At 71.9% G+C, this 26,191-nt stretch carries 28 protein-coding genes; 15 read left to right on the top strand and 13 right to left on the bottom strand.

Annotation, left to right across the window (positions count from 1 at the left end):
• Positions 1-2: 2 nt before the first annotated feature.
• The 8 genes from LOC65_RS10275 to LOC65_RS10240 all read right to left on the bottom strand — a co-directional run bounded on the left by LOC65_RS10275 (position 3) and on the right by LOC65_RS10240 (position 9,509).
• The gene (locus LOC65_RS10275; RefSeq protein ID WP_164963724.1) at positions 3-881 is read right to left on the bottom strand and encodes a (Fe-S)-binding protein; all 879 of its coding nucleotides are present in this window, start codon (positions 879-881) and stop codon (positions 3-5) included.
• A 443-nt stretch (positions 882-1,324) separates the two neighbouring features.
• Positions 1,325-2,608, bottom strand: a complete 1,284-nt coding sequence (gene nhaD / locus LOC65_RS10270; RefSeq protein WP_405048244.1) for a sodium:proton antiporter NhaD — start codon at positions 2,606-2,608, stop codon at positions 1,325-1,327.
• Between the two features lie 248 nt (positions 2,609-2,856).
• Positions 2,857-5,115, bottom strand: a complete 2,259-nt coding sequence (locus tag LOC65_RS10265) for a helicase-related protein (protein WP_230247427.1) — start codon at positions 5,113-5,115, stop codon at positions 2,857-2,859.
• A gap of 56 nt (positions 5,116-5,171) precedes the next feature.
• A complete protein-coding gene (locus tag LOC65_RS10260) occupies positions 5,172-6,518 on the bottom strand; it encodes a phenylacetate--CoA ligase family protein (protein WP_230247426.1) in 1,347 nt (448 codons plus the stop codon).
• Between the two features lie 67 nt (positions 6,519-6,585).
• On the bottom strand, positions 6,586-7,140 hold the full coding sequence (locus LOC65_RS10255) for a hypothetical protein (RefSeq protein WP_230247425.1): 555 nt from the start codon (positions 7,138-7,140) through the stop codon (positions 6,586-6,588).
• A 10-nt stretch (positions 7,141-7,150) separates the two neighbouring features.
• Positions 7,151-7,975: a MetQ/NlpA family ABC transporter substrate-binding protein gene (locus LOC65_RS10250; RefSeq protein WP_230247424.1), complete on the bottom strand. Its 825-nt coding sequence runs from the start codon at positions 7,973-7,975 to the stop codon at positions 7,151-7,153.
• Positions 7,976-8,011: 36 nt separating this feature from the next.
• The gene (locus LOC65_RS10245; protein WP_009856211.1) at positions 8,012-8,674 is read right to left on the bottom strand and encodes a methionine ABC transporter permease; all 663 of its coding nucleotides are present in this window, start codon (positions 8,672-8,674) and stop codon (positions 8,012-8,014) included.
• Positions 8,667-9,509, bottom strand: coding sequence for a methionine ABC transporter ATP-binding protein (locus tag LOC65_RS10240; protein WP_230247423.1), 843 nt, complete (start codon positions 9,507-9,509; stop codon positions 8,667-8,669). The genes LOC65_RS10245 and LOC65_RS10240 overlap by 8 nt, the downstream gene beginning before the upstream one ends.
• 188 nt (positions 9,510-9,697) lie before the next feature.
• Between LOC65_RS10240 and LOC65_RS10235 the strand changes: the two genes are divergently transcribed.
• The 3 genes from LOC65_RS10235 to LOC65_RS10225 are packed head-to-tail and all read left to right on the top strand — an operon-like array spanning position 9,698 to position 11,353.
• Complete coding sequence (locus LOC65_RS10235; RefSeq protein WP_230247422.1) at positions 9,698-10,273, top strand: DJ-1/PfpI family protein; 576 nt, start codon at positions 9,698-9,700, stop codon at positions 10,271-10,273.
• Positions 10,274-10,303: 30 nt separating this feature from the next.
• Positions 10,304-10,681 (top strand): ribbon-helix-helix domain-containing protein, encoded by a 378-nt coding sequence (locus LOC65_RS10230; RefSeq protein WP_230247421.1) that lies wholly within the window; start codon positions 10,304-10,306, stop codon positions 10,679-10,681.
• Positions 10,682-10,726: 45 nt separating this feature from the next.
• On the top strand, positions 10,727-11,353 hold the full coding sequence (locus LOC65_RS10225; protein ID WP_230247420.1) for a LysE family translocator: 627 nt from the start codon (positions 10,727-10,729) through the stop codon (positions 11,351-11,353).
• 76 nt (positions 11,354-11,429) lie between these two features.
• On the opposite strand, the gene LOC65_RS10220 is transcribed toward LOC65_RS10225, so the two are convergent.
• The 4 genes from LOC65_RS10220 to LOC65_RS10205 all read right to left on the bottom strand — a co-directional run bounded on the left by LOC65_RS10220 (position 11,430) and on the right by LOC65_RS10205 (position 14,360).
• Entirely contained in the window at positions 11,430-11,663 is a 234-nt protein-coding gene (locus tag LOC65_RS10220) for a thioredoxin family protein (protein ID WP_230247419.1), read from the bottom strand.
• 51 nt (positions 11,664-11,714) lie between these two features.
• On the bottom strand, positions 11,715-12,767 hold the full coding sequence (locus tag LOC65_RS10215; RefSeq protein WP_230247418.1) for a permease: 1,053 nt from the start codon (positions 12,765-12,767) through the stop codon (positions 11,715-11,717).
• A 75-nt stretch (positions 12,768-12,842) separates the two neighbouring features.
• Complete coding sequence (locus LOC65_RS10210) at positions 12,843-13,433, bottom strand: sigma-70 family RNA polymerase sigma factor (RefSeq protein ID WP_230247417.1); 591 nt, start codon at positions 13,431-13,433, stop codon at positions 12,843-12,845.
• A 48-nt stretch (positions 13,434-13,481) separates the two neighbouring features.
• The gene (locus LOC65_RS10205) at positions 13,482-14,360 is read right to left on the bottom strand and encodes an arsenite methyltransferase (protein ID WP_230247416.1); all 879 of its coding nucleotides are present in this window, start codon (positions 14,358-14,360) and stop codon (positions 13,482-13,484) included.
• Between the two features lie 162 nt (positions 14,361-14,522).
• On the opposite strand from LOC65_RS10205, the gene arsD reads away from it, so the two are divergent.
• Genes arsD through arsB form a run of 6 tightly spaced genes read left to right on the top strand, consistent with a single transcriptional unit; the run spans position 14,523 to position 19,105 of the window.
• Positions 14,523-14,882: an arsenite efflux transporter metallochaperone ArsD gene (gene arsD, locus LOC65_RS10200; RefSeq protein ID WP_230247415.1), complete on the top strand. Its 360-nt coding sequence runs from the start codon at positions 14,523-14,525 to the stop codon at positions 14,880-14,882.
• A gap of 17 nt (positions 14,883-14,899) precedes the next feature.
• Positions 14,900-16,669, top strand: a complete 1,770-nt coding sequence (gene arsA / locus LOC65_RS10195) for an arsenical pump-driving ATPase (RefSeq protein WP_230247414.1) — start codon at positions 14,900-14,902, stop codon at positions 16,667-16,669.
• A gap of 2 nt (positions 16,670-16,671) precedes the next feature.
• Positions 16,672-16,995, top strand: coding sequence for a helix-turn-helix transcriptional regulator (locus LOC65_RS10190; RefSeq protein ID WP_230247413.1), 324 nt, complete (start codon positions 16,672-16,674; stop codon positions 16,993-16,995).
• A 47-nt stretch (positions 16,996-17,042) separates the two neighbouring features.
• Complete coding sequence (locus tag LOC65_RS10185) at positions 17,043-17,531, top strand: arsenate reductase ArsC (RefSeq protein WP_230247412.1); 489 nt, start codon at positions 17,043-17,045, stop codon at positions 17,529-17,531.
• A gap of 1 nt (position 17,532) precedes the next feature.
• A complete protein-coding gene (locus tag LOC65_RS10180; protein WP_230247411.1) occupies positions 17,533-18,036 on the top strand; it encodes an arsenate reductase ArsC in 504 nt (167 codons plus the stop codon).
• A 4-nt stretch (positions 18,037-18,040) separates the two neighbouring features.
• The gene (gene arsB, locus LOC65_RS10175) at positions 18,041-19,105 is read left to right on the top strand and encodes an ACR3 family arsenite efflux transporter (RefSeq protein WP_230247410.1); all 1,065 of its coding nucleotides are present in this window, start codon (positions 18,041-18,043) and stop codon (positions 19,103-19,105) included.
• Position 19,106: 1 nt separating this feature from the next.
• Here the strand turns inward: arsB and LOC65_RS10170 are convergent, their stop codons facing one another.
• Complete coding sequence (locus LOC65_RS10170) at positions 19,107-19,493, bottom strand: helix-turn-helix domain-containing protein (protein WP_230247409.1); 387 nt, start codon at positions 19,491-19,493, stop codon at positions 19,107-19,109.
• A 178-nt stretch (positions 19,494-19,671) separates the two neighbouring features.
• Between LOC65_RS10170 and LOC65_RS10165 the strand changes: the two genes are divergently transcribed.
• The 6 genes from LOC65_RS10165 to kdpC all read left to right on the top strand — a co-directional run bounded on the left by LOC65_RS10165 (position 19,672) and on the right by kdpC (position 26,172).
• The gene (locus tag LOC65_RS10165; RefSeq protein ID WP_230247408.1) at positions 19,672-20,562 is read left to right on the top strand and encodes an SDR family oxidoreductase; all 891 of its coding nucleotides are present in this window, start codon (positions 19,672-19,674) and stop codon (positions 20,560-20,562) included.
• A gap of 53 nt (positions 20,563-20,615) precedes the next feature.
• Complete coding sequence (locus LOC65_RS10160; RefSeq protein WP_230247407.1) at positions 20,616-21,536, top strand: ketopantoate reductase family protein; 921 nt, start codon at positions 20,616-20,618, stop codon at positions 21,534-21,536.
• A gap of 185 nt (positions 21,537-21,721) precedes the next feature.
• The gene (kdpF, locus tag LOC65_RS10155) at positions 21,722-21,814 is read left to right on the top strand and encodes a K(+)-transporting ATPase subunit F (protein ID WP_009856198.1); all 93 of its coding nucleotides are present in this window, start codon (positions 21,722-21,724) and stop codon (positions 21,812-21,814) included.
• On the top strand, positions 21,811-23,514 hold the full coding sequence (gene kdpA / locus LOC65_RS10150; RefSeq protein ID WP_230247406.1) for a potassium-transporting ATPase subunit KdpA: 1,704 nt from the start codon (positions 21,811-21,813) through the stop codon (positions 23,512-23,514). The genes kdpF and kdpA overlap by 4 nt, the downstream gene beginning before the upstream one ends.
• 8 nt (positions 23,515-23,522) lie before the next feature.
• Positions 23,523-25,583, top strand: a complete 2,061-nt coding sequence (gene kdpB / locus LOC65_RS10145; RefSeq protein ID WP_230247405.1) for a potassium-transporting ATPase subunit KdpB — start codon at positions 23,523-23,525, stop codon at positions 25,581-25,583.
• 10 nt (positions 25,584-25,593) lie between these two features.
• On the top strand, positions 25,594-26,172 hold the full coding sequence (gene kdpC / locus LOC65_RS10140; RefSeq protein ID WP_230247404.1) for a potassium-transporting ATPase subunit KdpC: 579 nt from the start codon (positions 25,594-25,596) through the stop codon (positions 26,170-26,172).
• Positions 26,173-26,191: the final 19 nt, after the last annotated feature.

Genomic DNA, 26,191 nt, shown 5'->3' with positions numbered 1-26,191 from the left:
GACTACTGGCGCACCGGCAGCGCGTCGTGGCGCAGGATCTTCTTGGCGGCGTGGCCGCGCAGCGCGCGGCCGCGGTCGTCGAACCAGACGATCGCGCCGGTCGGGCAGCGGTCGGTGAAGCGGCGCTCGGCCTGGTCGTTCCAGCCGTAGTCGATCTCCACCAGGTTGTTCTTCAGCGCCATCAGGCCTTCGGGCGCGTCGGCGACGCAGCGGCCGCAGGCGGTGCAGGCGACTTCGCAGGAGGCTTCGGCGACATCGCCCTCGGCGCGGTTGCGGCAGGCGATCCACAGCCGGCGGTCGGCGGGCTCGACCGAGAACAGGCCCTTGGGGCAGACCTCGACACAGTCGTTGCAGGCGGTGCACTTGTCGACGTCGACGACCGGCAGGCCGTGCAGGTCCAGCGTGATCGCGCCGTGTTTGCAGACCGTGACGCAGTCGCCCAGGCCCAGGCAGCCCCAGGCGCATTCCTTGCCGCCGCCGCTGACGACGGCCGCGGCGCGGCAGGTCTCCAGGCCGGCGTAGTGGGCACGCATGCGCGCCACGTGCTTGCCGCCGGCACAGGCCAGGCGCGCGACACGCTTCTCGACCTCGCCGGCGCCGACCCCCAGCAGCCGGGCGATCGCGCCGACCTGCTCGGGGGCGCTGACGGTGCAGCGCGCCGGCACCACCTCGCCGGAGACGACCTGCTCGGCGAAGTTGCGGCAGCCGGCCAGGCCGCAGGCGCCGCAGTTGGACTTGGGCAGCAGGTCCTCGACCTGGTCGATGCGCGGATCCTCCTGCACCGACAGGCGCCGGTTGGCGAACGCGAGCACGCCGGCCAGCACGACGCCCAGCGCCGCCATGAAGCCGCCCGCAATGCCGAAGACCCCTACCTGCTCCATCGAAACCTCTCCCGGACCGTCCTACTCATGCGCCCACAGCGCCCAGCCCGCTAGAGCGTCCGATGCCAGTGCGAAAGTCGAGCCGCGACCGGCGTGCAGCCGGGTGCGGGCGGGGCTACGCATGCAAAGCGTCGGCAACTCCTGACGCCGGTCGGCGGCGGGATGAAGCGTCGTTCACAGGGCAGCCAGAGATCGGTCTGACAGACCACTTCACTACGCCGGCGACCACGTTGACCGCCGAAACCCGGGCCGCACCGCGATGGCAGTTCGACCCTGAAACGAATTGGACCCGGCCACCCGGCAAGCCAGATTGACGAACGACAAACGACTTCATCTGGCGGGATACGCGACCCGGGGAAACCCCAAAATCGCAAGCCCAAAGCACTGAAATCAAGGCTGGCGCCCGCCGATCCGTTGCGCCACACGCTTTGCCGGGCCCGACCTCAGCCCGCGAGGCGCTCCAGCAGGTAGACCGCGGCGCCGGCCAGGTAGCCGACCAGCGCCAGGCCGCTGATCTTGCGCACGTACCAGAAGAAGTCGATCTTCTCCAGGCCCATCGCGGCGACGCCCGCCGCCGAGCCGATGATGAGGATCGAGCCGCCGGTGCCGGCGCAGTAGGCCAGGAACTCCCAGATGAAGTGGTCGGCCGGATAGACCGCCATGTCGTACATGCCCATTGCCGCGGCCACCAGCGGCACGTTGTCGACGACGGCGCTGACCAGGCCGATGAGCAGGATGATGACGTCGAGCCGACCGACCTCACGGTCCAGCCACTCGGCGATGCCGCCCAAGATGTGGGTGTGCTCCAGCGTCGCCACGGCCAGCAGGATGCCGATGAAGAACACGAGCGAGCTCATGTCGATGCGGCTCAGCGCGGCGGCCAGCGTGAAGCGCTCCTTGTACTCGTCTTCCTTGTGGCGGTGGATCAGATCGCCGACCAGCCACAGCAGGCCCAGGCCGAACAGGATGCCCATGAACGGCGGCAGGTGCGTCAGCGTCTTGAACACCGGCACCGCGACGAGGATGCCCAGGCCGAGGAACAGCATCAGCTTGCGCTCGGACGCCGTCGTCCGCACGCCGTCGCCGCGGTCGACCTCGGCCGGCGCGACCACCGGCTTGCCGCGCAACGCGAACGCGGTGATCGCCAGCGGGACCAGCAGGCTGACGACCGACGGCAGGAACACCGCCTGCATGATCGACAGCGCGGTGATCTGGCCACCGATCCACAGCATCGTCGTCGTCACGTCGCCGATCGGCGTCCAGGCGCCGCCGGCGTTGGCCGCGATGACGATGATGCCGGCGAAGAACAGCCGGTCCTCGCGCCGGGCGAGCAGCTTGCGCATCAGCGAGACCATGACGATCGTCGTCGTCAGGTTGTCCAGGATCGCGCTGAGGAAGAAGGTGACGATGCCGACCAGCCACAGCAGCGACGGCAGCGTCTTCGTGCGGATGCGCTCGGTGATGACCTCGAAGCCGTCGTGCGCGTCGACGACCTCGACGATGGTCATCGCGCCCATCAGGAAGAAGACGATCTGCGCCGTGCCCATCAGCGACTCGCCGAGTTCGGCGCTGACACGCGGGTGGTCCGCCGTGGCCATGGCGTAGATCGTCCACAGCAGGCCGGCGCCGAGCAGCGCCGAGGCCGACTTGTTGATCTTGAGCGGATGTTCCAGGGCGATCGCCGCATAGGCGGCGACGAACACGAGCACGAGTGCTGTCGTCAGCATGTCATCGAACCGGGGGGATGAAGAGCAAGGCGAGGCCGCCGGGGCCTCGAACCGTGACACCGCGGGGCCGCGCGGAGATCGTTCCGAGCAGCGCCCTCACCCGACGCGCGGCCGCATCGGCCGCCGGGTGCACGGTCGCGCCGTGATGACAACACGATCCGTGGGGACATTGGACGCCTGGACGGGCTGCAGCCGATTGATCGGCCGCAAGCATTCCCACCATGTGACATTTTGGGGCGTCGTGGCCCTTATCGGTGCGCCCCGGGATGGCGCCGCGCGCGGCGCATCTGCGCCAGCGGACGTTTGCCCTGCAGCTGGCGCTCGATGCCGTCGTTCAGCTCGGCGCGCAGCGCATGCACCTCCTCGACGTGGCCGTAGACGCCGGGGAAACGCAGGTCCAGCCACAGCCACAGCGTGCAGGCGCGCAGCGCCTGCTCGATGCGGTCGAGCCGGCTCCAGCCGTCGACGGTGTCGAGAAAGCTCGGCCGGCCGGCGCGGCCGCCCTTGGCGTGGCCGCGCGCCCAGTCCAGGTACTCCTGCACCGTGTCCTCGTTGCGCGAGTCCACCGGCGCCTGGGCGTAGACGAAACGCGCCGCCAGCGGCAGCGCGCCGGCGGCGTGGTCGAGCTGCTCGGCCAGCGCCAGCATCGCGTCGAGCTCGGCGACGGCGAAGTGGGCGTCGTCGAGCTTGAGCCGGTCGACGAAGACGCCCAGCACCTCGCGCAGCCGCGTGGCCTGCAGGCGCTCGGCGATGGTGCGCACGTGCCAGCCGTTGGGTGCCACCGGCGCCTTGAAGTGGCGCGGCGCCTTCGGCTGGCGGTGCAGCAGCTCCTTCAGCGTGCGCGCCGCGGTCGGCTCGGCGAGGTCGAGCACGCCGGCGAAACCTTCCTCGTGGAAGCCGAAACGCCCGGCGCGGCCGGCGATCTGGTGCACCTCGGATTCGTCGAGCAGGCGGTCGCCGACGCCGTCGAACTTGCTCAGCGTCGAGAACAGCACACGCCGGATCGGCAGGTTCAGGCCCATGCCGATGGCGTCGGTGGCGACGAGGATCTGCGACTCGCCGCTGGCGAAACGTTCGGCCTCGCGCCGCCGCACCTCGGGCGGCAGCGCGCCGTAGATCACCGACACCGGCCGGCCGTTGGCGGCGATCGCGTCGCGCAGCGTCAGCACGTCGCGGCGGCTGAACGCGACGACGGCGTCGCCGGCCTGCAGCGCGTCCAGCGCCACCGGGCGCGGCAGCAGCTCGACGTGCTGCTTGCGCTCGAAGCGCCGCACCGTGCAGCGCTCGCCGCAGACGCCGAGCAGGATCTCGATCGCCGGCACCGCGTATTCGCTGCAGATGATGATCAGCTCGCTGGCCGGCACGGCGACGATGGCCTGGGTCCAGGCCCAGCCACGCGAGGCGTCGAAGATCATCTGCGCCTCGTCGACCACCGCCACCTCGACCGGCTGGTTGGTCGAGACCATCTCGATGGTGCTGGAGACGAAGTGCGCGCCTTCGGCGGGCACGTTCTCCTCGCCGGTCAGCAGCGAGCAGGCGACGCCGCGCGCGACCATGCGGTCACGGCCTTCCAGCGCCAGCAGGCGCAGCGGCGCCAGATAGGCGCCGTCTCGTGCCTGGCACAGGCGCTCGAAGGCGGCGTGGGTCTTGCCGCTGTTGGGCGGGCCGACGTAGAGCGTGACCGTGCGCTGCTGCGCACGCGCCTTCGGGAAGGTGTCGGGATAGCCCTGGAAGGCCAGTTCGCTGGTCAGCCCCTGCAGCGTGTCGAGTTCGGTGACCCGGTGCTCCCAGCGGTCCTGGACCCGCGTGCAGGCGGCCATCAGCTCGTCGGCGGCCTGCGGGCGCGCGCACTCGGCTGACAGCCGCGGCAGCAGCGACACGAGTTCACGCGGCGACAGCGCGTGGCTGCGCGCCACCAGCCGAGCCAGGTGCACGACGATGGCCTCGCGCTGCGGATGCGGCACGCCGTCGCCCAGCGCGGCCTGCAGCGCCGCGGTGTCGCCGTCGCGCCAGAAGGCCCAGATCGGCGTGTCGTCGACGCGCACCCGGAACGGCAGCACCACCGGGAACGGGGCCTCCTCGGGCACCGGGATCTCGACGGTGTCGTGCAGCAGCCGGGTGAAGGCGCCGGCGTGGCGCACCAGGCCCAGCGACTCCAGCGTCGCGGCGCGCGCGTGCATCAGCGCCCGCACGTCGGGGCCGGTGCCCACCGCGTCGAGGTGGGCCAGCGCCAGCGGCACCAGGCGCGGCTCGATCCAGCGGCTGGGCCGCGTGCCGGCGGCCTTCTGCAGCAGGATCAGCCCGAGCTTGTCGAGGTGGGCCTCGAAACCGGGCGCGTGCGGCTCCAGGTACTCGGCGGGTTTGGTGACCTGCGGCAGCAGGTGCGCGGCGCGGCGCACGCGCTCGAAGTCTTCGGGAGAGACGCCGGCGGGCACGCGCGCCAGGTGGCGGGGCTCGGGCAGATGGGGCAGCGGGCGCGGCGTGTCGGTCGGGCGTGGAACGGTCATGGAACGGGATCGAGCGAAGCGCAGACTCTAACCGCCCGCGCCGGCGCCCTGTCCGCTCATCCCCAGAGCGCGCCCCTGCGGTCGTCGACGCGGCGCGCCTTGTGCGTGGCGCGCGGCAGCGTCTCGGGCGCCAGCAGCCGGACCTCGGCCGAGACGCCGCTGGCGCTCTTCAGCGCATGGGCGAACCGCCCGGCCAGCCCCGGCGCGTCGCCGGTGAAGCCGGGCGCGGTCTCGACTTCCACCGTCAGCCGGTCCAGGTGCTGCACACGTTCGACGACCAGGCGGTACTCGCCGCTGAACTCTGCGAAGCGGCGCACGACGGCCTCGACGTCGCTGGGGAACAGGTTGACGCCCTTGACGATCAGCATGTCGTCGAGCCGGCCGTGCACGCCCAGCAGGCGCGCGCTGGTGCGGCCGCAGCGGCAGGGTTCGGTGGTGAACGAGACGATGTCACCAGTGCGAAAGCGGATCATCGGCCGGGCGCGCTTGGTGAGCGTGGTCAGCACCAGCTCGCCGCGTTCGCCCTCGTGCACCGGCTCGCCGGCCGCGTCGAGCACCTCCCAGTGGATGTGGTCCTCGGCCCAGTGCAGCCCGTCCTGCCGCTCGCACATGCCGGCGCAGGAGCCGAAGATGTCCGACAGGCCGTAGTAGTCGTAGACCTTGGCGCCCCACAGCGCCTCGATGCGCTGGCGCGTCTGCGGGATCGAGCCGCCGGGCTCGCCGGCGACGAAGAGGCGCCGCACCTGCAGGTCGCGGCGCGGGTCCAGGCCCTGCTTCAGCGCCGTCTCGCCGAGATACCAGGCGTAGGACGGCGTCGTCCACAGCGCCGTCAGGCGGAACTGCTGCGCGATCTGCAGCAGGCGCTCCGACGGCAGCGTGCCGGCGTGCACGCTCAAGGCGCCCAGGCGCTGGGCGCCGAGCACGCAAGGCCCGCCGACGAACAGCGACAGGTTCAGCGCGTGGCCGTAGCGGTCGTCGGGCCGCAGCCCGGAGGACCAGAACTGGCGCGCCTCGTAGTCGATCCAGTCGTCGAAGTCCTCGGCGGTGAACGGCGAGGCGGTCGGCACGCCGGTCGAGCCGCTGGAGGCGCAGACGTAGACCACGTCGCGCTCGGGCACGGCGAGGATGTCGCCCAGCGGCGGCACCGCCAGTTGGCGGTCGCGCAGCGTGCGTTTGTCCAGCGTCGGGAAACGCCGCAGGTCGTCCAGCGTGCGCAGGTCCTCGGGGCCCACGCCGGCGGCGGCGAAGGCGGCGCGGTAGTACGGCGAGCCCTCGGCGGCGTGGCGCAGATGGCGGCGCAGGCGCTCGAGCTTCAGCGCGTCCCAGTCGGCACGCGACTGGGTCTCCAGCGCCGGCGCCCAGAAGCGGCGTTCGGTGCCGATCTCGGCCAGGACCGCGCTCATTGGGCACCCTCCGGCCTGGCGGCCGGTCCCTCCGAGCGGGAATGAGCCCCGGACAAGTCCTGAGGGCTCATGCCGTCCTCGCGACGGCCGGCGGCGCGGTCACACGCCCGGCCAGCAGTTCGTCCAGCAACGGCAGCGTCGGCGCGCCGCCGCCGGTGGGCAACGCCTCCCAGCCCTGGGCGCGCGAGAAGAAACGCAGCGCCTCGAAGTCGGCCAGGCGGCCGCCGTCAAAGCGGTGGGCGAGGCCCGCCGGCACGGCGATCCAGTCGCCGGCGCTGCACAGCACGGCCAGGCTACCCGCCGGCAGGCGCACGTGGAACAGGCCGCGGCCGTTGACGAAGACCCGCAGCTCCAGGTCGGCGTGCGTGTGCTCCTCCAGGAAGCGGGCGCGCTGCGCCGGCCAGGCCGGGTCGCCCGGGCGCACGGTGACGCGGTCCTCGTGCACGATGCCGTAGTGCCGGCGCAGCGCATCCAGCGCCGCGTGGTGGCCCGAATCGGCGTCGGGCTCGATCTCGACACGCCCGGCGTCCACGCCCAGCCGCGCCAGCAGCGCCACGCTGGCGGCCGTGCCGCGTGCGTGCTGCGTCACGCCGCCGTCTTCATCGAACTGCCAGACCTGCATCGTCCGTCCCTCACTGCAGGAAGGACGGGCGGGCATAACCGGCGAAGTTCTTGTCCAGCACCTGCTTGAAATACGGCGTCTTGAAGGCCTCGGCGATGTCGTGAGCCCAGGGCGTGGCGGCGTCGGCGCGCTTGACCGCGGCAACGAGCAGGTAGTAGTCGGGCGTCTTCTCCAGCGCCACCGCTTCGGTGAGCTTCAGCCCCGAGGAGATCGCGAAGTTGCCGTTGACGACGGCGAAGTCGGTGTCGTCCAGCGCCCGCGGCAGCTGCGCGGCTTCCAGCGGCACGAGCTGGATCTTCTTCGGGTTGGCGACGATGTCCTTCTCGGTCACGCGCAGCGGGTCGACGCCGGGCTTGACCGTCAGCAGCTTGTGCTGCTCCAGGAAGACCAGCGAGCGCGCGAGGTTGGTCGGGTCGTTGGGCAGCGCGATGCGCGCGCCTTCGCGCACGTCGGCCACGGTCTTGAACTTGCGCGAGTACAGGCCCAGCGGCGCGATCGGGCCCTGCACGATGTCGACGATGTCGAGCTTCTGGTCGGCGGCGAACTTCTTCAGGTAGATGATGTGCTGGAAGAAGTTGGCGTCGAGCGCGCCGTCGGCCAGCGCCTTGTTCGGCTGCACGTAGTCGTTGAACTCGACGAGCCTGACCTTGTAGCCCTTCTGCTCCAGCTGCGGCTTGATGCCGAGCTTCAGCACGTCGAGGTTGGAGCCGGCGGTGGCGCCGATGACGAGCTCCTTCTTCTGCTGCGCCTGGGCCTGGGAGGCGAGCGTCGCGGCGCCGAGGACGGCGGCCAGGGCGACGGCGGTGGACAGCAGCGAACGGCGCGAGAACGACATGGGACGGGTTCCTTGTGATCGGAGAGGACGGGGAAGTCAGCGTTTGTCCAGCCGGCGCGCGAGCGCGTTGCCGCCGAACTGGATGAGCTGCACGAGCACGACGAGGATCGCGACGGTGAACACCATCACGTCGGTCTGGAAGCGGTAGTAGCCGTAGCGGATCGCGAGGTCGCCGATGCCGCCGCCGCCGACGACGCCGGCCACCGCCGAGTACGACAGGAAGCTGATCGCCAGCACCGTCAGCGCCAGCACCAGCCCCGAACGCGCCTCGACGACGAGCACGCGCCAGACGATCTGCAGCTCCGAGGCGCCCATCGCGTGTGCCGCCTCGACGACGCCGCGCGGCACCTCGCGCAGCGTCTGCTCGACGAGGCGCGCGAAGTACGGGATCGCCGCGAAGGACAGCGGCACCGCCGCCGCCAGCGGCCCGATCGAGGTGCCGGCGATGACACGCGTGACCGGCACCAGCGCCACCAGCAGGATGATGAACGGGAACGAACGCACCAGGTTCACGACCCAGCTGACGACGCCGTAGACCGGCGCCGAGGCCAGCGGCTGGCCCGGGCCGAGCAGGAACAGCCAGACGCCCAGCGGGCCGCCGACGATCAGCGCCGAGCCCAGGCCGATGGCCAGCATCAGCGCGGTCTGGCCGACCGCCGTCCAGAGTTCGGGCAGCAGCGCGACGATGTTCTCAGGCATGGGCGGGCTCCGGTTCTTCGGCCACGGCCTCGTCGCCTTCGGCATCGAGTTCGGGCGGGTGGTCGACCAGACGCTGCAGCGCCCGGCCCAGCGAGGTGCGGCGGCGCACGCCGCGCTCGGCCAGCGCGAACTGCTCGGCGACCGCACCGCGTTCGACGACGGCGACGTGGCGGCACAGCGAGCGCACGACCTCCAGCTCGTGGGTGACGATGACGATCGTCACGCCCAGCCGGGCGTTGATGTCGGCCAGCGTGCGCAGCACCTGGCGCGTGGTGTCGGCGTCCAGCGCCGAGGTCGGCTCGTCGCACAGCAGCACCGACGGATGCGGCGCCAGCGCACGCGCGATCGCCACCCGCTGCTTCTGGCCGCCGGACAGCTGCGCCGGGTGGCTGTCGCGCTTGTCGGTCAGGCCGACGATGGCCAGGCACTCGGCGACGCGTTCGGCGACTTCGGCACGCGAGCGCCGGCCGTGCAGGCGCAGCGGGAAGGCGACGTTGTCGAAGACGGTCGCGTTCTGCAGCAGGTTGAACTGCTGGAAGATCATGCCGATGGACTGGCGCGCCAGGCGCAGCTCGCGCTTGCCGAGCTCGGTCAGCACGCGGCCGTCGACCTCGACGCGGCCGCGGTCGGGCGTCTCCAGCAGGTTGATCAGGCGCAGCAGCGTCGACTTGCCGGCGCCGCTGGCGCCGACGATGCCGAAGACGTCGCCGCGGCGCACCTGCAGCGAGACCTCGTGCACGGCGTCGAAGACCTCGCCGCCGGGCAGGCGGAAGCGTTTGCTGAGGCCGTCGAGCCGGATCAGCGGCGGCGCGGCGGGAAGTTCCTGGACGGGCATGGAGACGGCGGGAGGAAAAACGTCTCATGAGTTTCTCCAGCGGTCCCGGCGCCTGGAACGAAGGAAACCGAGTTTGGTTCTTCGCCCTCCGGGAAAACCACGGCCGCCGCGGTAGGCCGCTACTACCGCCTGCGCGGCGCGCTTGCCGAAGATGGCGCCCATCCCAACGAACCCAGGAGACCCGGGCGATGAGCAAGATCCTGATGCTGTGCGGCGACTTCGGCGAGGACTACGAGGTCATGGTGCCGTTCCAGGCGCTGCAGGCCGTGGGCCACACGGTGCACGCGGTGGCGCCCGACAAGAAGAGCGGCGACTGGGTGATGACCGCGATCCACGACTTCGAGGGCCAGCAGACCTACAGCGAGAAGCCCGGCCACCGCTTCGCGCTCAACGCCAGCTTCGCCGAAATCGACCCGGCGGCGTACGACGCGCTCGTGATCCCCGGCGGCCGCGCGCCCGAGTACCTGCGCATGAACACGCGCGTCGTCGAGATCACGCGCCACTTCCTGGCGGCCGACAAACCGGTGGCCGCGATCTGCCACGGCGCGCAGCTGCTCGCCGCCACCGGGCTGATCAAGGGCCGGCGCGTCAGCGCCTACCCGGCCTGCCAGGTCGAGGTGGAGCTGGCCGGCGCCGAGTACATGGGCATCGCGATCGACGGCGCGGTCACCGACGGCCGGCTCGTCACCGCCCCGGCGTGGCCCGCACACCCGGCCTGGATCGGGCAGTTCCTGGCCGTGCTGGGCACGCGCATCAGCCTGTAGCATCGTCCTGCAACGCCCAGGGAGACGCCCATGTGCCGGATCTTCGTCAGCGCCGACCCCGCCAGCTACGAGAGCCGCACGCGCTCGGTGCGGCTGCACGGCGTCGTCACCAGCGTGCGGCTGGAGAACCTGCACTGGGCGGTGCTCGAGGAGATCGCCGCGCGCGACGGCCTGAGCGTCGCCCAGCTGATCGAGACGCTGTACGACGAACTGGTGGCCGAACGCGGCGCGGTCGGCAACTTCGCGTCCTTCCTGCGCGTCTGCGCGCTGCGCTACGAGAACCTCATCGCCCAGGGCCTGATCCCGCGCGACGCCTCGGTGCCGATCCGCTCGCTGGACGCCGAGCGTGTGCTCGGCGCACAGCCGCGGCCGGTGGCTGCCTGGCGCGGGCAGCGCACGCTGAGCTGAAGCGGCGGGCGCGACAATCCGGGGCCCGCCCCCGGCCGCCGCCCGATGCTGACACTCTCCCAACTGCTCGCATTCCTCGCCGCCGCCGTGCTGATCACGGCCACGCCCGGCCCCGACAACCTGATGGTGCTGAGCACCGGCATGTCGCGCGGGCGGCGGCGCGGCATCGCCTTCGGGCTGGGCTGCGCGCTCGGCTGCCTGAGCCACACGGTGCTGGCCGTGCTGGGCGTCAGCGCCCTGGTCGCGGCCTCGCCGGTCGCCTTCACGGCGCTGAAGTGGATCGGCGGCGGCTACCTCGTCTGGTTGGGGCTGCGTGCGCTGCGCAGCCGCGGCGGTGCGATGTCGGGAACGGACCGCGCGGCCGACGAGACGGCGGCGACGCTTTTCCGCCGAGGCCTGCTGGCCAACGCGGTGAACCCGAAGGTCGTGCTGTTCTTCCTGGCCTTCCTGCCGCAGTTCGTCGTGCCGGAACAGGGGCCGGTGGCAATGCAGCTCGGTGTGCTGGGCCTCGTGTTCACCGCGCAGGCGGCGCTGCTGTTCGTGCTGCTCGGCGCCTTCGCCGGCAGCATCGGCGCCTGGCTGAACCGCCGCCCCGGCGCCGGCGCGTGGCTGGACCGCGTCGCCGGCCTCGTCTTCATCGGGCTGGGGCTGCGCATCATCACCAGCCGCTGAGGCGGCAGCGTCCTCACCCGGCGCCGGCATCTGCTCGAGCACCGCCCCGTGCGCCGGCGCGTTCAGCGCGCAGGGCTCAGGCGCCGAGCCACCGCTCGACCTTGGCGCGTGCAGGCACGCCGCCGGCATGCACCACCTGGCCGTCGATGACGACCCCCGGCGTGCTCATCACGCCGTAGGCCATGATGTCGCGCAGCTCCTGCACCTTGGACACCGTCACCGCGACGCCCTTGGCGCGCGCGACCTCTTCGATCAGCGCGATCGTGTTCCTGCAGCTGGCACAACCGGTGCCGAGAACCTTGACGTCCATTCGTGTTCCTTTCATTGGGGTTGAATCAAGGCGGCCGGGCGCCGTCGGCGCTCAGAGAACCGCGTTGAAGGCGAAGCCGACCAACAGGATCCCGCTGGCGACGACGGCGACGAAGGTGGCGATCAGCCTGGGCTTGAGCACCTTGCGCAGGATGACCATCTCGGGCAGCGACAGCGCGATGACGCTCATCATGAAAGCCAGCACGGTGCCCAGCGCCGCGCCCTTGGCCAGCAGGGCCTGCACGATCGGGATGATCCCGGCGGCATTGGTGTACATCGGCACGCCCAGCAGCACCGCCAGCGGCACCGACCACCACGCGCCCTGGCCCATGAACGAGGCCATGAAGTCCTGTGGCACCCAGCCGTGGATGCCGGCGCCGATCGCGATGCCGGCCAGGATCCAGGGCCAGACGCGGCCGACGATCTCGCGCACGCTGGCGAAGCCGCCGTCGATGCGGTCGGCCAGCGTCAGCGTGTCGGCGCCGGCGGTGGCGTGCAGCCTGGGCATCTCGCGCACCCAGTCCTCGAGGTGGCGCTCCATCTTCAGCCGCCCGATCACCCAGCCGGCGACGATGGCCACCGCGAGCCCCAGGCCCAGGTACAGCAGCGCGATGCGCCAGCCGAAGAGGCCGAACAGCAGCGCCAGCGCCACCTCGTTGACCATCGGCGCGGCGATCAGGAACGAGAAGGTCACGCCCAGCGGCACGCCGGCCTGCACGAAGCCGATGAACAGCGGCACCGCCGAGCACGAGCAGAACGGCGTCACGATACCCAGGCTGGCCGCCATCACGTTGGCCACACCCTCGCTGCGCCCGGCCAGCAGCGCGCGCGTGCGCTCGGGGGTGAAGTACGAGTTCACCATGCCCATCACGAACACGACCGCGGTCAGCAACAGCAGGACCTTCGGCGTGTCGTAGAGGAAGAACTGCAGCGCGCCGCCCAGGTGGCTGTCGCGCTCGACCGGCAGCCAGGCGACCAGCGCCTCGGACGCCGGCGCCAGCCAGCGGTACAGCAGCCACCAGGCGACGGCGGCGATGGCGATGAACAGCCTCGGCTGGCGTCGCGGCCAGGCGGACAGGCTCTCGGGCAGGGTCAGGACGGACATCGGTGCACCTTCGTTCAAGCCTGTAGACGAACGAAGGGCGAAAAGGATGCAGGCCCAGCCGCCCGCCGCCGGACTTCAGGTGCCGTCGACGCGGCCCTGGTGACAGCAGACGCGGCCGTCGGCCGGGTCGAACCGGACCCGGCACGCGACCGTCATGCGCTCGCGCAGGCGCCGGCGCGCGCGCAACAGCCGCGCCTTCGCCGCCGGCAGGCTGAGCCTGCGCGCCGCCGCATAGTCCTTCTGCGTCATGCCGTCGAGGTCGCAGGCACGGATGCAGTCGGCGTCGTCGGCCGACAACTCCAGCAGCACGCGCGCGATGCAGCCGGTCAGCGCGTCGACGGCCGGCGTCGGCTCGGGCACGGCCGCGGCCAGCGTCTCGGCGTGCTTGTCGATCGGATCCTGCGGCCGGGCCAGCCGCAGGCGGTCGATCAGCGCATTGCGCGCCACACGGAACAACCAGGCGCGCGGGTCGTCGAGCCCGCAGAACTGCGCGCCGGCGCCAATCGCCTTCAGGAAGGTGTCCTGCAGCAGGTCCTCGGCTGCGTCCGCATCGCCGGTCTGGTGGCGCAAAAAGCCACGCAGCTCGGCCTCGTGCACTGTCCAGGCCTCGGCGACGCAGGCGAACGCCGGCGTGCCGACGCGGGATGGAACTGGAGCCTGTGCCACGGCGTCAGCTTAACGACGCCAGGGCGTCGCGCAGGCACGCGCGATTCTTCAGCAGCACCGAGGCCCGCAGCACGACGACGCGGCCGCCGCGGCCGATGGCTCGGCCGTGGCAGGCTGCCGCGGCTTGGTGGCGCGGACGAAGCCGCTGACGAACTTCCCGTCGACCTCGCGCGCCAGTTCCTGCAGGTCCTCGCCCTGCGTGGCGAGGAACTCCTTCGCGTCCTCGGCGCCGTAGACCCGCGTCACCTCGATGCCGGCGTTCTCGAAGCCGGCCGCCTGCAGCTTGGCGAGATAGTCGGTGTCGGACAGCGCACCGGCCACGCAGCCGACCCACAGCTCCACGTTGCGGCGGATCGCCGGCGGCACGTCGCCGCGCACGACGACGTCGCTGACGGCGAAGCGGCCACCGGGCTTCAGCACCCGGAACGCCTCGCGCAGCACGCGGTCCTTGTCGGCCGACAGGTTGATGACGCAGTTGGAGATGATCACGTCGACCGTGTCGTCGGGCAGCGGGATGTTCTCGATCTCGCCGCGCAGGAAGAAGACGTTGCGCAGCCCGCTCTTGCGCTTGTTCTCTTCGGCCAGCGCCAGCATCTCGCGGGTCATGTCCAGACCGAAGGCCATGCCGGTCGGGCCGACGCGCCGGGCCGACAGCAGCACGTCGATGCCGCCGCCCGAGCCCAGGTCGAGCACCGTCTCACCGAGGTGCAGCTCGGCCAGTGCCGTCGGGTTGCCGCAGCCCAGCGACGCGAGCAGCGCGGTGTCGGGCAGTTCACCGGCCTGCACCGCGTCGTACAGGTTCGACGTGATCGGATCCGCACCACCAAGCGCCTGCGCGGCGCTGCCGCAGCAGCCGCCGCTGACCTGCGTGGCGGCGGCGCCGTAGCGCTCGCGAACGACTTGCTTGACTTCGGCTTCGGTATTCATCCCACGGTCCTTTGGGGTCGGTCGCCAGGTCCGACCCGCCGCTGGCGCAGAGGGCTGGACGTCGGATCCTCATCGTGCCATATTTCTGTAACTTTGGAAATGTAGAGTGCCGTCGATGCCCGACGCGCCGACGCCCGACAACCCCGACGACAGGAGAAGACGATGACAACGATCCAGGTATTCGACCCCGCGATGTGCTGCAGCAGCGGCGTCTGTGGTGCCGATGTCGACGAGGCCGTGATGGCGTTTGCAGCCGACTTCGCGTGGGCACGGGAGGCCGGCGCGCGCATCGAGCGCTTCAACCTCGCGCAGCAGCCGACGGCCTTTGCCGCGAACACGGCGGTCGCCGGCTTCCTGCAGCGTTCGGGCTCGCAGGCGCTGCCGCTGATCCTCGTCGACGGCGAGGTGGCGCTCGCCGGCCGCTACCCGAACCGCGACGAACTCGCCCGCTGGGCCGGGCTGGCGGCGGCACCGGCCCCCGCGGCGGCCGGCGGCTGCTGCAGCGGCGGGCGTTGCTGCTGAAGCGGCAGGACGCTGCGATGCGCTTCCTCGACCACCCACCGCGCTTCCTGTTCTTCACCGGCAAGGGCGGCGTCGGCAAGACCTCGATCGCCTGCGCCAGCGCCGTGCGCCTGGCCGACCAGGGCCGCCGCGTGCTGCTCGTCAGCACCGACCCGGCGTCGAACGTCGGCCAGGTCTTCGGCGTGACGATCGGCAACCGCACGACGGCCATCGAGGCGGTGCCCGGCCTGCAGGTGCTGGAGATCGACCCGCAGGCCGCGGCGCAGGCCTATCGCGACCGGCTCGTCGGCCCGGTGCGCGGCGTACTGCCCGAGGACGTGGTGCGCGGCATCGAGGAACAGCTCTCGGGCGCCTGCACGACCGAGATCGCTGCGTTCGACGAGTTCACCGCGCTGCTGGCCGACGACGCGGCCACCGCCGGTTTCGACCACGTCGTCTTCGACACCGCGCCGACCGGGCACACCATCCGCCTGCTGCAGCTGCCCGGCGCCTGGACCGGGTTCCTCGACGCCGGCAAGGGCGACGCGTCGTGCCTGGGCCCGCTGGCGGGGCTGGAGAAGCACCGCGCGCAGTACCGCGCCGCGCTCGACGTGCTGGCCGATGCCAGCCGCACCCGGCTCGTGCTCGTCGCCCGCGCCCAGGGCACCGCGCTGCGCGAACTGGCGCGCACGCAGCACGAGCTGGCCGGCGCCGGGCTGCGCAGCGCCTTCCTCGTCGTCAACGGGCTGATGCCGGCCGATGCGGGCCGTGGCGACCCGCTGGCCGCGGCGATCCACGAGCGCGAGACGGCCGCGCTGCAGGGCATGCCCGAGACCGTGCGCACCTTGCCGGTGGACCGGTTGCCGCTGCAGCCCTTCAACCTGGTCGGGCTGGCGGCGTTGCGCCGGCTGCTGGACGCCTCGCCGGCCGAGGCCGCGGCGCCTGCGTCCGAGACGCCGGCCACGGTCGACGCACGCCCGCTGTCCGCGCTGGTCGACGGCATCGCGCACGACGGCGCCGGGCTGGTGATGGTCGTCGGCAAGGGCGGCGTCGGCAAGACGACGGTCGCCGCGGCCATCGCGGTGGCGCTGGCGCGCCGCGGGCTCGACGTGCACCTGACCACGTCGGACCCGGCCGCGCACCTGGACGAGACCCTGCTGGGCGAACTGGCGCACCTTCAGGTCAGCCGGATCGATCCGCATGCCGAGACCGAGCGTTACCGCCGGCAGGTGCTGCAGACCAAGGGCGCAGGCCTGGACGATGCCGGCCGGTCACTGCTGGAGGAGGACCTGCGCTCGCCCTGCACCGAGGAGATCGCCGTCTTCCAGGCCTTCTCCCGGGTGATCCGCGAGGCCGGCACGCGTTTCGTCGTGATGGACACCGCGCCAACCGGCCACACGCTGCTGCTGCTCGACGCCACCGGCAGCTATCACCGCGAGGTGGTGCGCCAGACCGGTGACAAGGGGCTGCACACGACGACGCCGCTGATGCGGCTGCAGGACGCCAGGCGCACCAAGCTGCTGGTCGTGACGCTGCCCGAGACGACGCCGGTGCTCGAGGCCGCCGACCTGCAGGCCGACCTGCGCCGCGCCGGCATCGAGCCTTGGGCCTGGGTGATCAACCAGAGCCTGGCCGCGGCCGACACCCATGCGCCGCTGCTGCGCCAACGTGCCGCCGCCGAGCGCGAGCGCATCGACGAGGTCGGGCGCCTGTCGGCCGGCCGCTTCGCGATCGTCGCGCAGCAAGTCGCCGAGCCGGTCGGCGTGCAGCGCCTGGCCGCACTGGCCGAACCCGTTTCACCGAGGTGACGATGGACGAGAAACAGGCCGTCGCCGCGCTCGCCGCGCTGGCGCAGGAAGCACGGCTGAGGATCTTCCGCGCGCTCGTGGGCGCCGGGCCCGGCGGCATGACACCGTCGGCGCTGTCGGCGATGCTCGACATCCCGTCGTCGACCCTGTCCTTCCACCTGAAGGAGCTGATCCACGCCGGGCTCGTCAGCGTGGAGCGCGACGGCCGCAGCCTGATCTACCGCCCTGCCATGCCGCGCATGGACGCGCTGCTCGGCTACCTCACCGACCACTGCTGCCAGGGGCAGGCCTGCGGGCCCACGACGCGCCAGCGCGCCCGGTGCTGAGTCCGGCCTGCCGCTCCACCCGATTTCCTTACGCTGAAAGGTCCCCCATGGATCAGAAGACTTACAACGTGCTCTTCATCTGCACCGGCAACTCGGCACGCTCGATCCTCGCCGAGGCGCTGATGAACCGGCTCGGCGACGGGCGCTTCCGCGCCTTCTCCGCCGGCAGCCACCCCAAGGGCGAAGTGCATCCGCTGACGCTGAAGACACTCGCCGCGCAGGGCCTGCCGGTCGACGGCTGTCGCAGCAAGAGCTGGGAGGAGTTCGCACGCCTCGGTTCGCCCGAGCTGCACTTCGTCTTCACCGTCTGCGACCAGGCCGCCGGCGAGGTCTGCCCGGTCTGGCCGGGCCAGCCGGTCACGGCGCACTGGGGCATGCCGGACCCGGCCGCCGCGCCCGAGGCACAGCGTGAACAGGCCTTCGTCGAGACCTTCGTCACGATGAAGCGGCGCATCCAGCTGATGCTGGCGCTGCCGCTGGCCAGCCTGGACCGCGTCGCGCTGAAGGCGCGCGTCGCCGACATCGGAAAGCACTGACATGACCGTCCACGTCCTGATCCTCTGCACCCACAACTCGGCGCGCAGCGTGCTCGCCGAGGGCATGCTGAACCACCTCGCGGCCCGGCTCGGCGCCGACGTGCAGGCCCACAGCGCCGGCAGCGCGCCCAGCGGGCGCATCAACCCGTTCGCGCTGGAAGCGCTGGCCAACGCCGGCATCGCCACCGGCGCGTTCCGCAGCAAGAGCTGGGACGAGTTCGTCGCCGACGGCGCGCCGCCGCTGGACATCGTCATCACCGTCTGCGACAGCGCCGCGGCCGAGGCCTGCCCGGTCTTCTTCGGCGCGCGCGGCCAGCCGGTCAAGGTGCACTGGGGCTACCCCGACCCGTCGAACGCCGAAGGCGGCGACGACGGCAAGCGCCGCGCTTTCGAGCTGACGCGCCAGGCGATCGGCTACCGCATGCTGCAACTGCTGGCGCTGCCGCTGGCGACGATGGACCGCACCGCGCTGCAGGCCGCACTCGCCGAGATCGGCCGGAGCTGACGCCATGACCACCGCCACCCTGCCCGCCCCCGCACCGATGAGTCTGTTCGAACGCTGGCTGACGCTCTGGGTCGCGCTGTGCATCGCCGCCGGCATCGCGCTGGGGCAGTTGTTCCCCGGCCCGTTCCAGGCCATCGGCCGGCTCGAGTTCGCCCAGGTCAACCTGCCGGTCGGGCTGCTGATCTGGGTGATGATCATCCCGATGCTGCTGAAGGTGGACTTCGGCGCGCTGCACCAGGTGCGCCGGCACTGGCGCGGCATCGGCGTCACGCTGTTCGTCAACTGGGCCGTCAAGCCCTTCTCGATGGCGCTGCTGGCCTGGATCTTCATCCGCCAGGTCTTCGCGCCCTGGCTGCCGGCCGAGCAGCTCGACAGTTATGTCGCGGGCCTGATCCTGCTCGCCGCGGCGCCCTGCACGGCGATGGTCTTCGTCTGGAGCCGGCTGACCAACGGCGACCCGCTGTTCACGCTGAGCCAGGTGGCGCTGAACGACACGATCATGGTCTTCGCGTTCGCGCCCATCGTCGCGCTGCTGCTGGGGCTGTCGGCGATCACCGTGCCCTGGGACACGCTGCTGACCTCGGTCGTGCTCTACATCGTGATCCCGGTGGTGCTGGCGCAGGCCTGGCGCCGCGCGCTGCTGCGCCGCGGCCCGCAGGCGCTGGAGGCGACGCTGGCCCGCATCGGCCCGTGGTCGATCGCCGCGCTGCTGGCGACGCTGGTGCTGCTCTTCGCCTTCCAGGGCGAGGCCATCCTGGCGCAGCCGGCGGTGATCGCGATGCTGGCGGTGCCGATCCTGATCCAGGTGTTCTTCAACTCGGGACTCGCCTACTGGCTCAACCGCCGCGCCGGCGAGAGCCACGCGGTGGCCTGCCCGTCGGCGCTGATCGGCGCGAGCAACTTCTTCGAGCTGGCGGTGGCGGCGGCGATCAGCCTGTTCGGCTTCCAGTCGGGCGCGGCGCTGGCCACCGTCGTCGGCGTGCTGATCGAGGTGCCGGTGATGCTGCTGGTGGTGCGCCTCGTGAACCGCAGCAAGCCCTGGTACGAGGCCGGGCTGCGGCGCGGCTGAATCAGCGCGCCGCGATCGCCTCGGGCGGCGTGTAGGCGCGGCGCGCTGCGTGCACGTCCTGGTGGTGCGCCTTGGCCCAGTCCAGCAGGCCGTGCATCGGCTGCAGGAACGAGGTGCCGAGCGCGGTCAGCGCGTAGTCCACACGCGGCGGCACCGTCGGGTAGACGGTGCGGCTGACCAGGCCGTCCTGCTCCAGCCGGCGCAGCGTCTGCGCCAGCATGCGCTGCGAGATGTCGGCGATGCGCGACTTCAGCACCGTGAAGCGCAGCGTGCCGCCCTCCTCCAGCGTGAACAGCACCAGCATGCTCCAGCGGTCGCCCAAACGTTCGAGCACGTCGCGGATCGGGCAGCGGTCGGCATCGGGATCCTTGGACTTGTGAAGCGACATCGAGAACTCCGCGGGGCTGGGGTCGGTAACACCGAGGTCACCAAGTGACCTTCGGCTCCCTTCTTGTGGAGCCGGCGCCCGATGATGGATCATTTCGGCACCAACACGCAAGTTGAGAGTTGGTTCCCTTTAAATACTAATGATCCGGGTGTCCCGCCCGCCTTCAACGGAGTCTCGTATGTCCCAGCTTCTCGTCACCGGCGCCTCGGGCCACTTCGGCCAACGTGTGCTGCAGCACCTGCTCGACACGCTGCAGGTCGAGCCGGCGCGCATCGTCGCCGCCTCGCGCCAGACCGAACGCCTGGCCGCCTTCGCCGCCCGCGGCGTCACCACGCGCCGCGCCGACTTCGACGACGCCGCGTCGCTGGCCGGCGCCTTCGCCGGCATCGCCCGCGCGCTGATCGTCAGCACCGACGCGCTGGACCGCCCGGGCAAGCGCCTGGAGCAGCACCGCGCCGCCGTCGCCGCCGCCGAACAGGCCGGCGTCGCCCACCTCGTCTACACCTCGATGCCCGGGCCGCACGACTCGCTGATCAGCTTCGCGCCCGACCACGCCGGAACCGAGGACGCGCTGGCCGCCAGCCGCGTGCCGGGCTGGACCATCCTGCGCAACCACTGGTACTTCGACAACCTGTTCCAGTCGCTGCCAGCGGTGCTGGCCAACGGCGGCCAGTGGTACAGCGCGGCGGGCGACGGCAAGGTCGCCAACCTCTCGCGCGACGACCTGGCGCTGGCCGCAGCCACCGCGCTGGCCGGCAGCAGCCGGAGCCGCGAGGTCTACACGCTGAGCGGCGAGGAAGCGCTGACGACCGCCGAGCAGGCCGAACGCATCGGGCGTGCGATCGGCCGCCCGCTGACGGTGGTGCCGGTGGCGGTGGCCGACCTGGAGCGCGGCATGGTCGGCGCCGGCCTGCCCGAGCCGGTGGCGCGGGCCTACGCCTCGTTCGACGCCAACACCGCCGCCGGCCACGTCGGCACGGTGACCGGCGACTTCCGCCGCCTCGTCGGCCGTGCGCCGCAGAGCTTCGACGCCTGGCTGGCCGACAACGCCGCCGCGCTGCGCGGCTGAGCCCGCGCCACGCCGGCTAGCATCGGCGTCCCGATTCCCGACGGAGACGAACGATGGCTGATGACTCGCTGCGCGTGGCGGTGATGGGCGCCGGCGCCGTGGGCTGCTACTTCGGCGGCATGCTCGCGCGCGCCGGCCACGAGGTCGTGCTGATCGGCCGCCCGGCGCACGTGCAGGCGATCGGGGCCGAGGGCCTGCGGCTGCAGACGCGCGCTTTCGACGAGCGTGTGCGGGTCGCCGCCAGCACCGAGGTCGCCGCGGTGGCCGGCGCCTCGCTGGTGCTGTTCTGCGTGAAGTCCACCGACACCGAGGCCGCGGCGGCGTCGATGCTGCCGCACTTGGCGCCCGGCACGCTGGTGCTGAGCCTGCAGAACGGCGTCGACAACGCCGAGCGCCTGCGCACGCTGCTGCCGCAGCCGGTGCGTGCCGCCGTCGTCTACGTCGCCACCGAGATGGCCGGCCCGGGCCACGTGCTGCACCACGGCCGCGGCGAGCTGCTGGTCGAGCCCGGCCGCGGCGGCGACGCCTGGGCCGAAACCTTCCGTGCCGCCGGCGTGCCGGTGCAGGTGTCGGCCGACGCGCGCCAGGCGCTGTGGACCAAGCTGATCCTGAACTGCGCCTACAACGCGCTGTCGGCGATCGGCCAGGCGCCTTACGGCCGGCTGGTCGCCACCGACGGCGTGCCCGAGCTGATGCGCGAGGTGGTGCGCGAGTGCGTCGCCGTCGCCGCCGCCGATGGCGTCGAGATCCCGGCCGACATCGAGGCCACGGTGTTCGCGCTGGCGCCGTCGATGCCGGGCCAGCGCTCGTCGACGGCGCAGGACCTGGCGCGCGGCAAGCACACCGAGATCGAGCACCTGAACGGCTACGTCGTGCGCTGCGGCCAGCGCCACGGCGTGCCGACGCCGGTGAACACGATGCTGCGCACGCTGGTACGGCTGATCGAGAGCGGACACGCGCCAGCCGCGTCTTGACACCTTCTTGATGCCGCCGCCCGCAGTCTTGCGACCGTCTTGACGGCCGCTGCGGGAGCATCCCTCCGACATTGAACGGAGGGGTCCATGGACCTGTTGTACCTCGTGACCGGTGCCGCGCTGTGGGCGCTGGCCTGGGCGCTGGCGCGCGGCTGCGCGCGACTCGAACGACGCCGGGGGCGGGCATGAACGCTTGGCTTTGTGCCGCCGCGGCACTGGCCGCCGGGCTGCTCGTCTACCTCGTCGCCGCGCTGCTGCGGCCGGAGGACTTCTCGTGAGCGGCGCCTGGTTGCAACTGGCCGTCTTCCTGCTCGTGCTGTTCGCCGCGGCCTGGCCGCTGGGGCGGGCGATCGAGGCGGTGATGGACGGCCGCTTCGCCCTCGGCCGGCGCGTCGAGGCGCCGCTGTTCCGCCTGGCCGGCGTCGACCCCGCCGAGGACCAGCCCTGGACGCGCTACGCGCTCGGGCTGCTGGTCTTCAACGGCCTGGGGCTGCTGGCCGTCTACGCGCTGCAGCGCCTGCAGCCGATGCTGCCGCTGAACCCGCAGGACTGGCCGGCGGTCGCGCCCGACTCGGCGCTGAACACCGCGGTGAGCTTCGTCACCAACACCAACTGGCAGGGTTACAGCGGCGAGACGACGATGAGCCGGCTGACCCAGATGCTGGGCCTGGCGGTGCAGAACTTCCTGTCGGCGGCCACCGGCATCGCCGTCGCGGTGGCGCTGGCGCGCGGCTTCGCGCGCCGCACGGCCAGCGGCATCGGCAACGTCTGGGCCGATCTGACGCGCGCCACGTTGTGGGTCCTGCTGCCGCTGGCCTTCGTCGCGGCGCTGTTCTTCGTCTCGCAGGGCGTGGTGCAGACCTTCGCCGCCGACACCACGCTCGTCACCGTCGAAGGCCGGCAGCAGACGCTGGCGCTGGGCCCGGTGGCCTCGCAGGAGGCGATCAAGCTGCTGGGCACCAACGGCGGCGGCTACTTCAACGCCAACTCGGCGCACCCGTTCGAGAACCCGACGCCGCTGGCCAACGCGGTGCAGATGCTGGCCATCCTGCTGATCCCGGCGGCGCTGTGCTTCAGCTTCGGGCGCATCGTCGGCGACGCGCGCCAGGGCTGGGCGCTGCTCGGCGCGATGACGCTGATCTTCGTCGTCGCCGTCGTCGCCGTGACCCAGGCCGAATACGCCGGCAACCCGCTGCTGCCGCCGCTGGGCGTGGACACCCTGCCCTCGGCGCTGCAGGCCGGCGGCAGCATGGAAGGCAAGGAAGTGCGCTTCGGCCTCGACGCCAGCGCGCTGTTCGCCGCGGTGACCACCGCCGCCAGCTGCGGCGCGGTCAACGCGATGCACGACAGCCTGACGCCGCTGGGCGGCGCCGTGCCGCTGGTGCTGATGCAGCTCGGCGAGGTCGTCTTCGGCGGCGTCGGCTCGGGCCTGTACGGGATGCTGGTCTTCGCGCTGCTGGCGGTGTTCATCGCCGGGCTGATGATCGGCCGCACGCCCGAGTACCTGGGCAAGAAGATCGAGGCCCACGAGATGAAGCTGGTCTCGATCGCGATCCTGGTGACGCCGCTGCTGGTGCTGGGCGGCAGCGCGCTGGCGGCGAGCGTCGACGCCGGCCGCGCCGGCATCCTGAACCCCGGGGCGCACGGCTTCAGCGAGGTGCTGTACGCGCTGAGCTCGGCGGCCAACAACAACGGCAGCGCCTTCGCCGGGCTGTCGGCCAACACGCCCTTCTACAACCTGCTGCTGGCCGTGGCGATGTGGCTGGGCCGCTTCGGCGTGCTGGTGCCGGTGCTGGCGCTGGCCGGCGCGCTGGCGGCCAAGCCGCGGCTGGCCGTCACGCGCGGCACGCTGCCGACGCACGGCCCGCTGTTCGTCGCCCTGCTGGTCGGCATCGTGCTGCTGGTCGGCTTGCTGAACTACGTGCCCGCGCTGGCACTCGGCCCGGTGGCCGAGCACCTGGCGCTGTGGGCGCGATGAGGAATCCGATGTCCCGCACTTCCCTGCCCCTGTTCGACGCGGCGCTGCTGCGCCCGGCGCTGGTCGACGCGCTGCGCAAGCTCGACCCGCGGGCGCAATGGCGCAACCCGGTGATGGCCGTGGTCTACGTCGGCAGCGCCTTCACCACCGCGCTGGCCGCGGCGCGGCCCAGCCTGTTCGCCGTCGGCGTCGCCGCCTGGCTGTGGTTCACCGTGCTCTTCGCCAACCTCGCCGAGGCGCTGGCCGAAGGCCGCAGCAAGGCCCAGGCGGCGGCGCTGCGCGGCCTGAAGAAGAAGACCTGGGCCAAGAAGCTGGAGCCCGGCAGCGCGCGCCACGAACGCAGCGCGATGCAGTGGCACCCGGTCGAGGCCGAGACGCTGCGCAAGGGCGACGTCGTGCTTGTCGAAGCCGGCGACACGATGCCGGCCGACGGCGAGGTCGTCGACGGCGTCGCCTCGGTCGACGAGAGCGCGATCACCGGCGAGTCGGCACCCGTCATCCGCGAGTCCGGCGGCGACTTCTCGGCCGTCACCGGCGGCACCCGCGTGCTGTCGGACTGGATCGTCGTGCGCGTCAGCGCCGACCCGGGCGAGACCTTCGTCGACCGCATGATCGCGATGGTCGAGAACGCGCGCCGCGGCAAGACGCCCAACGAGATCGCGCTGACCATCCTGCTGGTCGCGCTGACCATCGTCTTCCTCGGCGTCGTCGTGACGCTGCTGCCGTTCTCGCGTTTCGCCGTCGAGGCCGCCGGCGCCGGCGAGCCGGTGGACCTGGTGATGCTGGTGGCGCTGCTGGTGTGCCTGATCCCGACGACGATCGCCGGGCTGCTGTCGGCCATCGGTGTGGCCGGCATGAGCCGGCTGCTGCGCGCCAACGTCATCGCCACCTCGGGGCGCGCCGTCGAGGCCGCCGGCGACGTCGACGTGCTGCTGCTCGACAAGACCGGCACGATCACGCTGGGCAACCGCCAGGCTTCGGCCTTCCTGCCGGCGGCCGGCGTCACCGAGGCCGAGCTGGCCGACGCGGCGCAGCTCGCGTCGCTGGCCGACACCACGCCCGAAGGCCGCAGCATCGTCGTGCTGGCCAAGCGCCACGGCCTGCGCGAACGCGAGCTGGCGGCGCTCGACGCGGTCTTCGTGCCGTTCTCGGCGCAGACGCGCATGAGCGGCGTCGACCTGCCGGCCGGGCGCACGCTGCGCAAGGGCGCGGCCGACGCGCTGGCGCGCCACGTGCGCTCGCTGGGCGGCGAGTTCCCGGCCGGGCTGCAGCAGCTCGTCGACGAGGTCGCGCGCCGCGGCAGCACGCCGCTGGTGGTGGCCGACGGCGCGCGTGTGCTCGGCGTCGTCGAGCTCAAGGACGTCGTCAAGGGCGGCATCCGCGAGCGTTTCGCCGAGCTGCGCCGCATGGGCATCACGACGGTCATGGTCACCGGCGACAACCGCCTGACGGCCGCGGCCATCGCCGCCGAGGCCGGCGTCGACGACGTGCTCGCCGAGGCCACGCCCGAGGCCAAGCTGAAGCTGATCCGCGAGCACCAGGCCGCCGGCCGGCTGGTGGCGATGACCGGCGACGGCACCAACGACGCGCCGGCGCTGGCCCAGGCCGACGTCGCGGTGGCGATGAACACCGGCACCCAGGCCGCCAAGGAGGCCGGCAACATGGTCGACCTCGACAGCAACCCGACCAAGCTGATCGAGATCGTCGAGACCGGCAAGCAGCTCTTGATGACGCGCGGCGCGCTGACCACCTTCAGCGTCGCCAACGACGTCGCCAAGTACTTCGCCATCGTGCCGGCGGCCTTCGTCGGCACCTACCCGCAGCTGGCGGCGCTGAACGTCATGCAGCTCGCCAGCCCGGCCTCGGCGGTGCTGTCGGCGGTGATCTTCAACGCGCTGATCATCGTCGCGCTGATCCCGCTGGCGCTGCGCGGCGTGGCCTACCGCCCGGTGGGCGCGGCAGCGCTGCTGCGCCGCAACCTGGCCGTCTACGGCCTGGGCGGCGTCGTCGTGCCCTTCGTGGGCATCAAGCTGATCGACCTGGGCCTGGCGGCCACGGGTCTGTTCTGAGGTGATCGTCATGAACTCCATGCTCCGTCCCGCGCTGGTGCTGTTCGCCACGCTGTCCCTGATCACCGGTCTGGCCTACCCGCTGGCGGTGACCGGCGTCGCCCGGCTCGCCTTTCCCTGGCAGGCCGAAGGCAGCCTGGTCGAACGCGACGGCCGCGTCGTCGGCTCCGAGCTGATCGGCCAGTCCTTCACCGACCCCGGCCACTTCTGGAGCCGGCCGTCGGCCACCGCGCCGATGCCCTACAACGCCGCCAACTCGGCCGGCTCCAACCTCGGGCCCTCGAACCCGGCGCAGGCCGACGCGGTACGCGCACGCGTCGCCGCGCTGCGCGCCGCCGACCCCGGCAACGACGCGCCGGTGCCGGTGGACCTGGTCACCGCCTCGGCCAGCGGGCTGGACCCGGACATCAGCCGCGCCGCCGCCGAGTACCAGGCGGCGCGCGTGGCGCGCGTGCGCGGCCTGCCCGAGGCGCGGGTGCGCGAGCTCGTCGCACAACAGGCCGAGGAGCCCGCCTTCGGCCTGGGCGAGGCGCGTGTCAACGTGCTGAAGCTGAACCTGGCGCTGGATGCGCTGGCGCCGCGGCGCTGAGCGCCGTGGGAAGATCCCC

The sequence above is a fragment of the Rubrivivax sp. JA1055 genome (genome assembly GCF_020966565.1).
Lineage (GTDB): Bacteria > Pseudomonadota > Gammaproteobacteria > Burkholderiales > Burkholderiaceae_C > Rubrivivax > Rubrivivax benzoatilyticus.
Note: the sequence above shows the minus strand (reverse complement) of the source record. Positions and strands in the feature narration are given on the sequence as shown.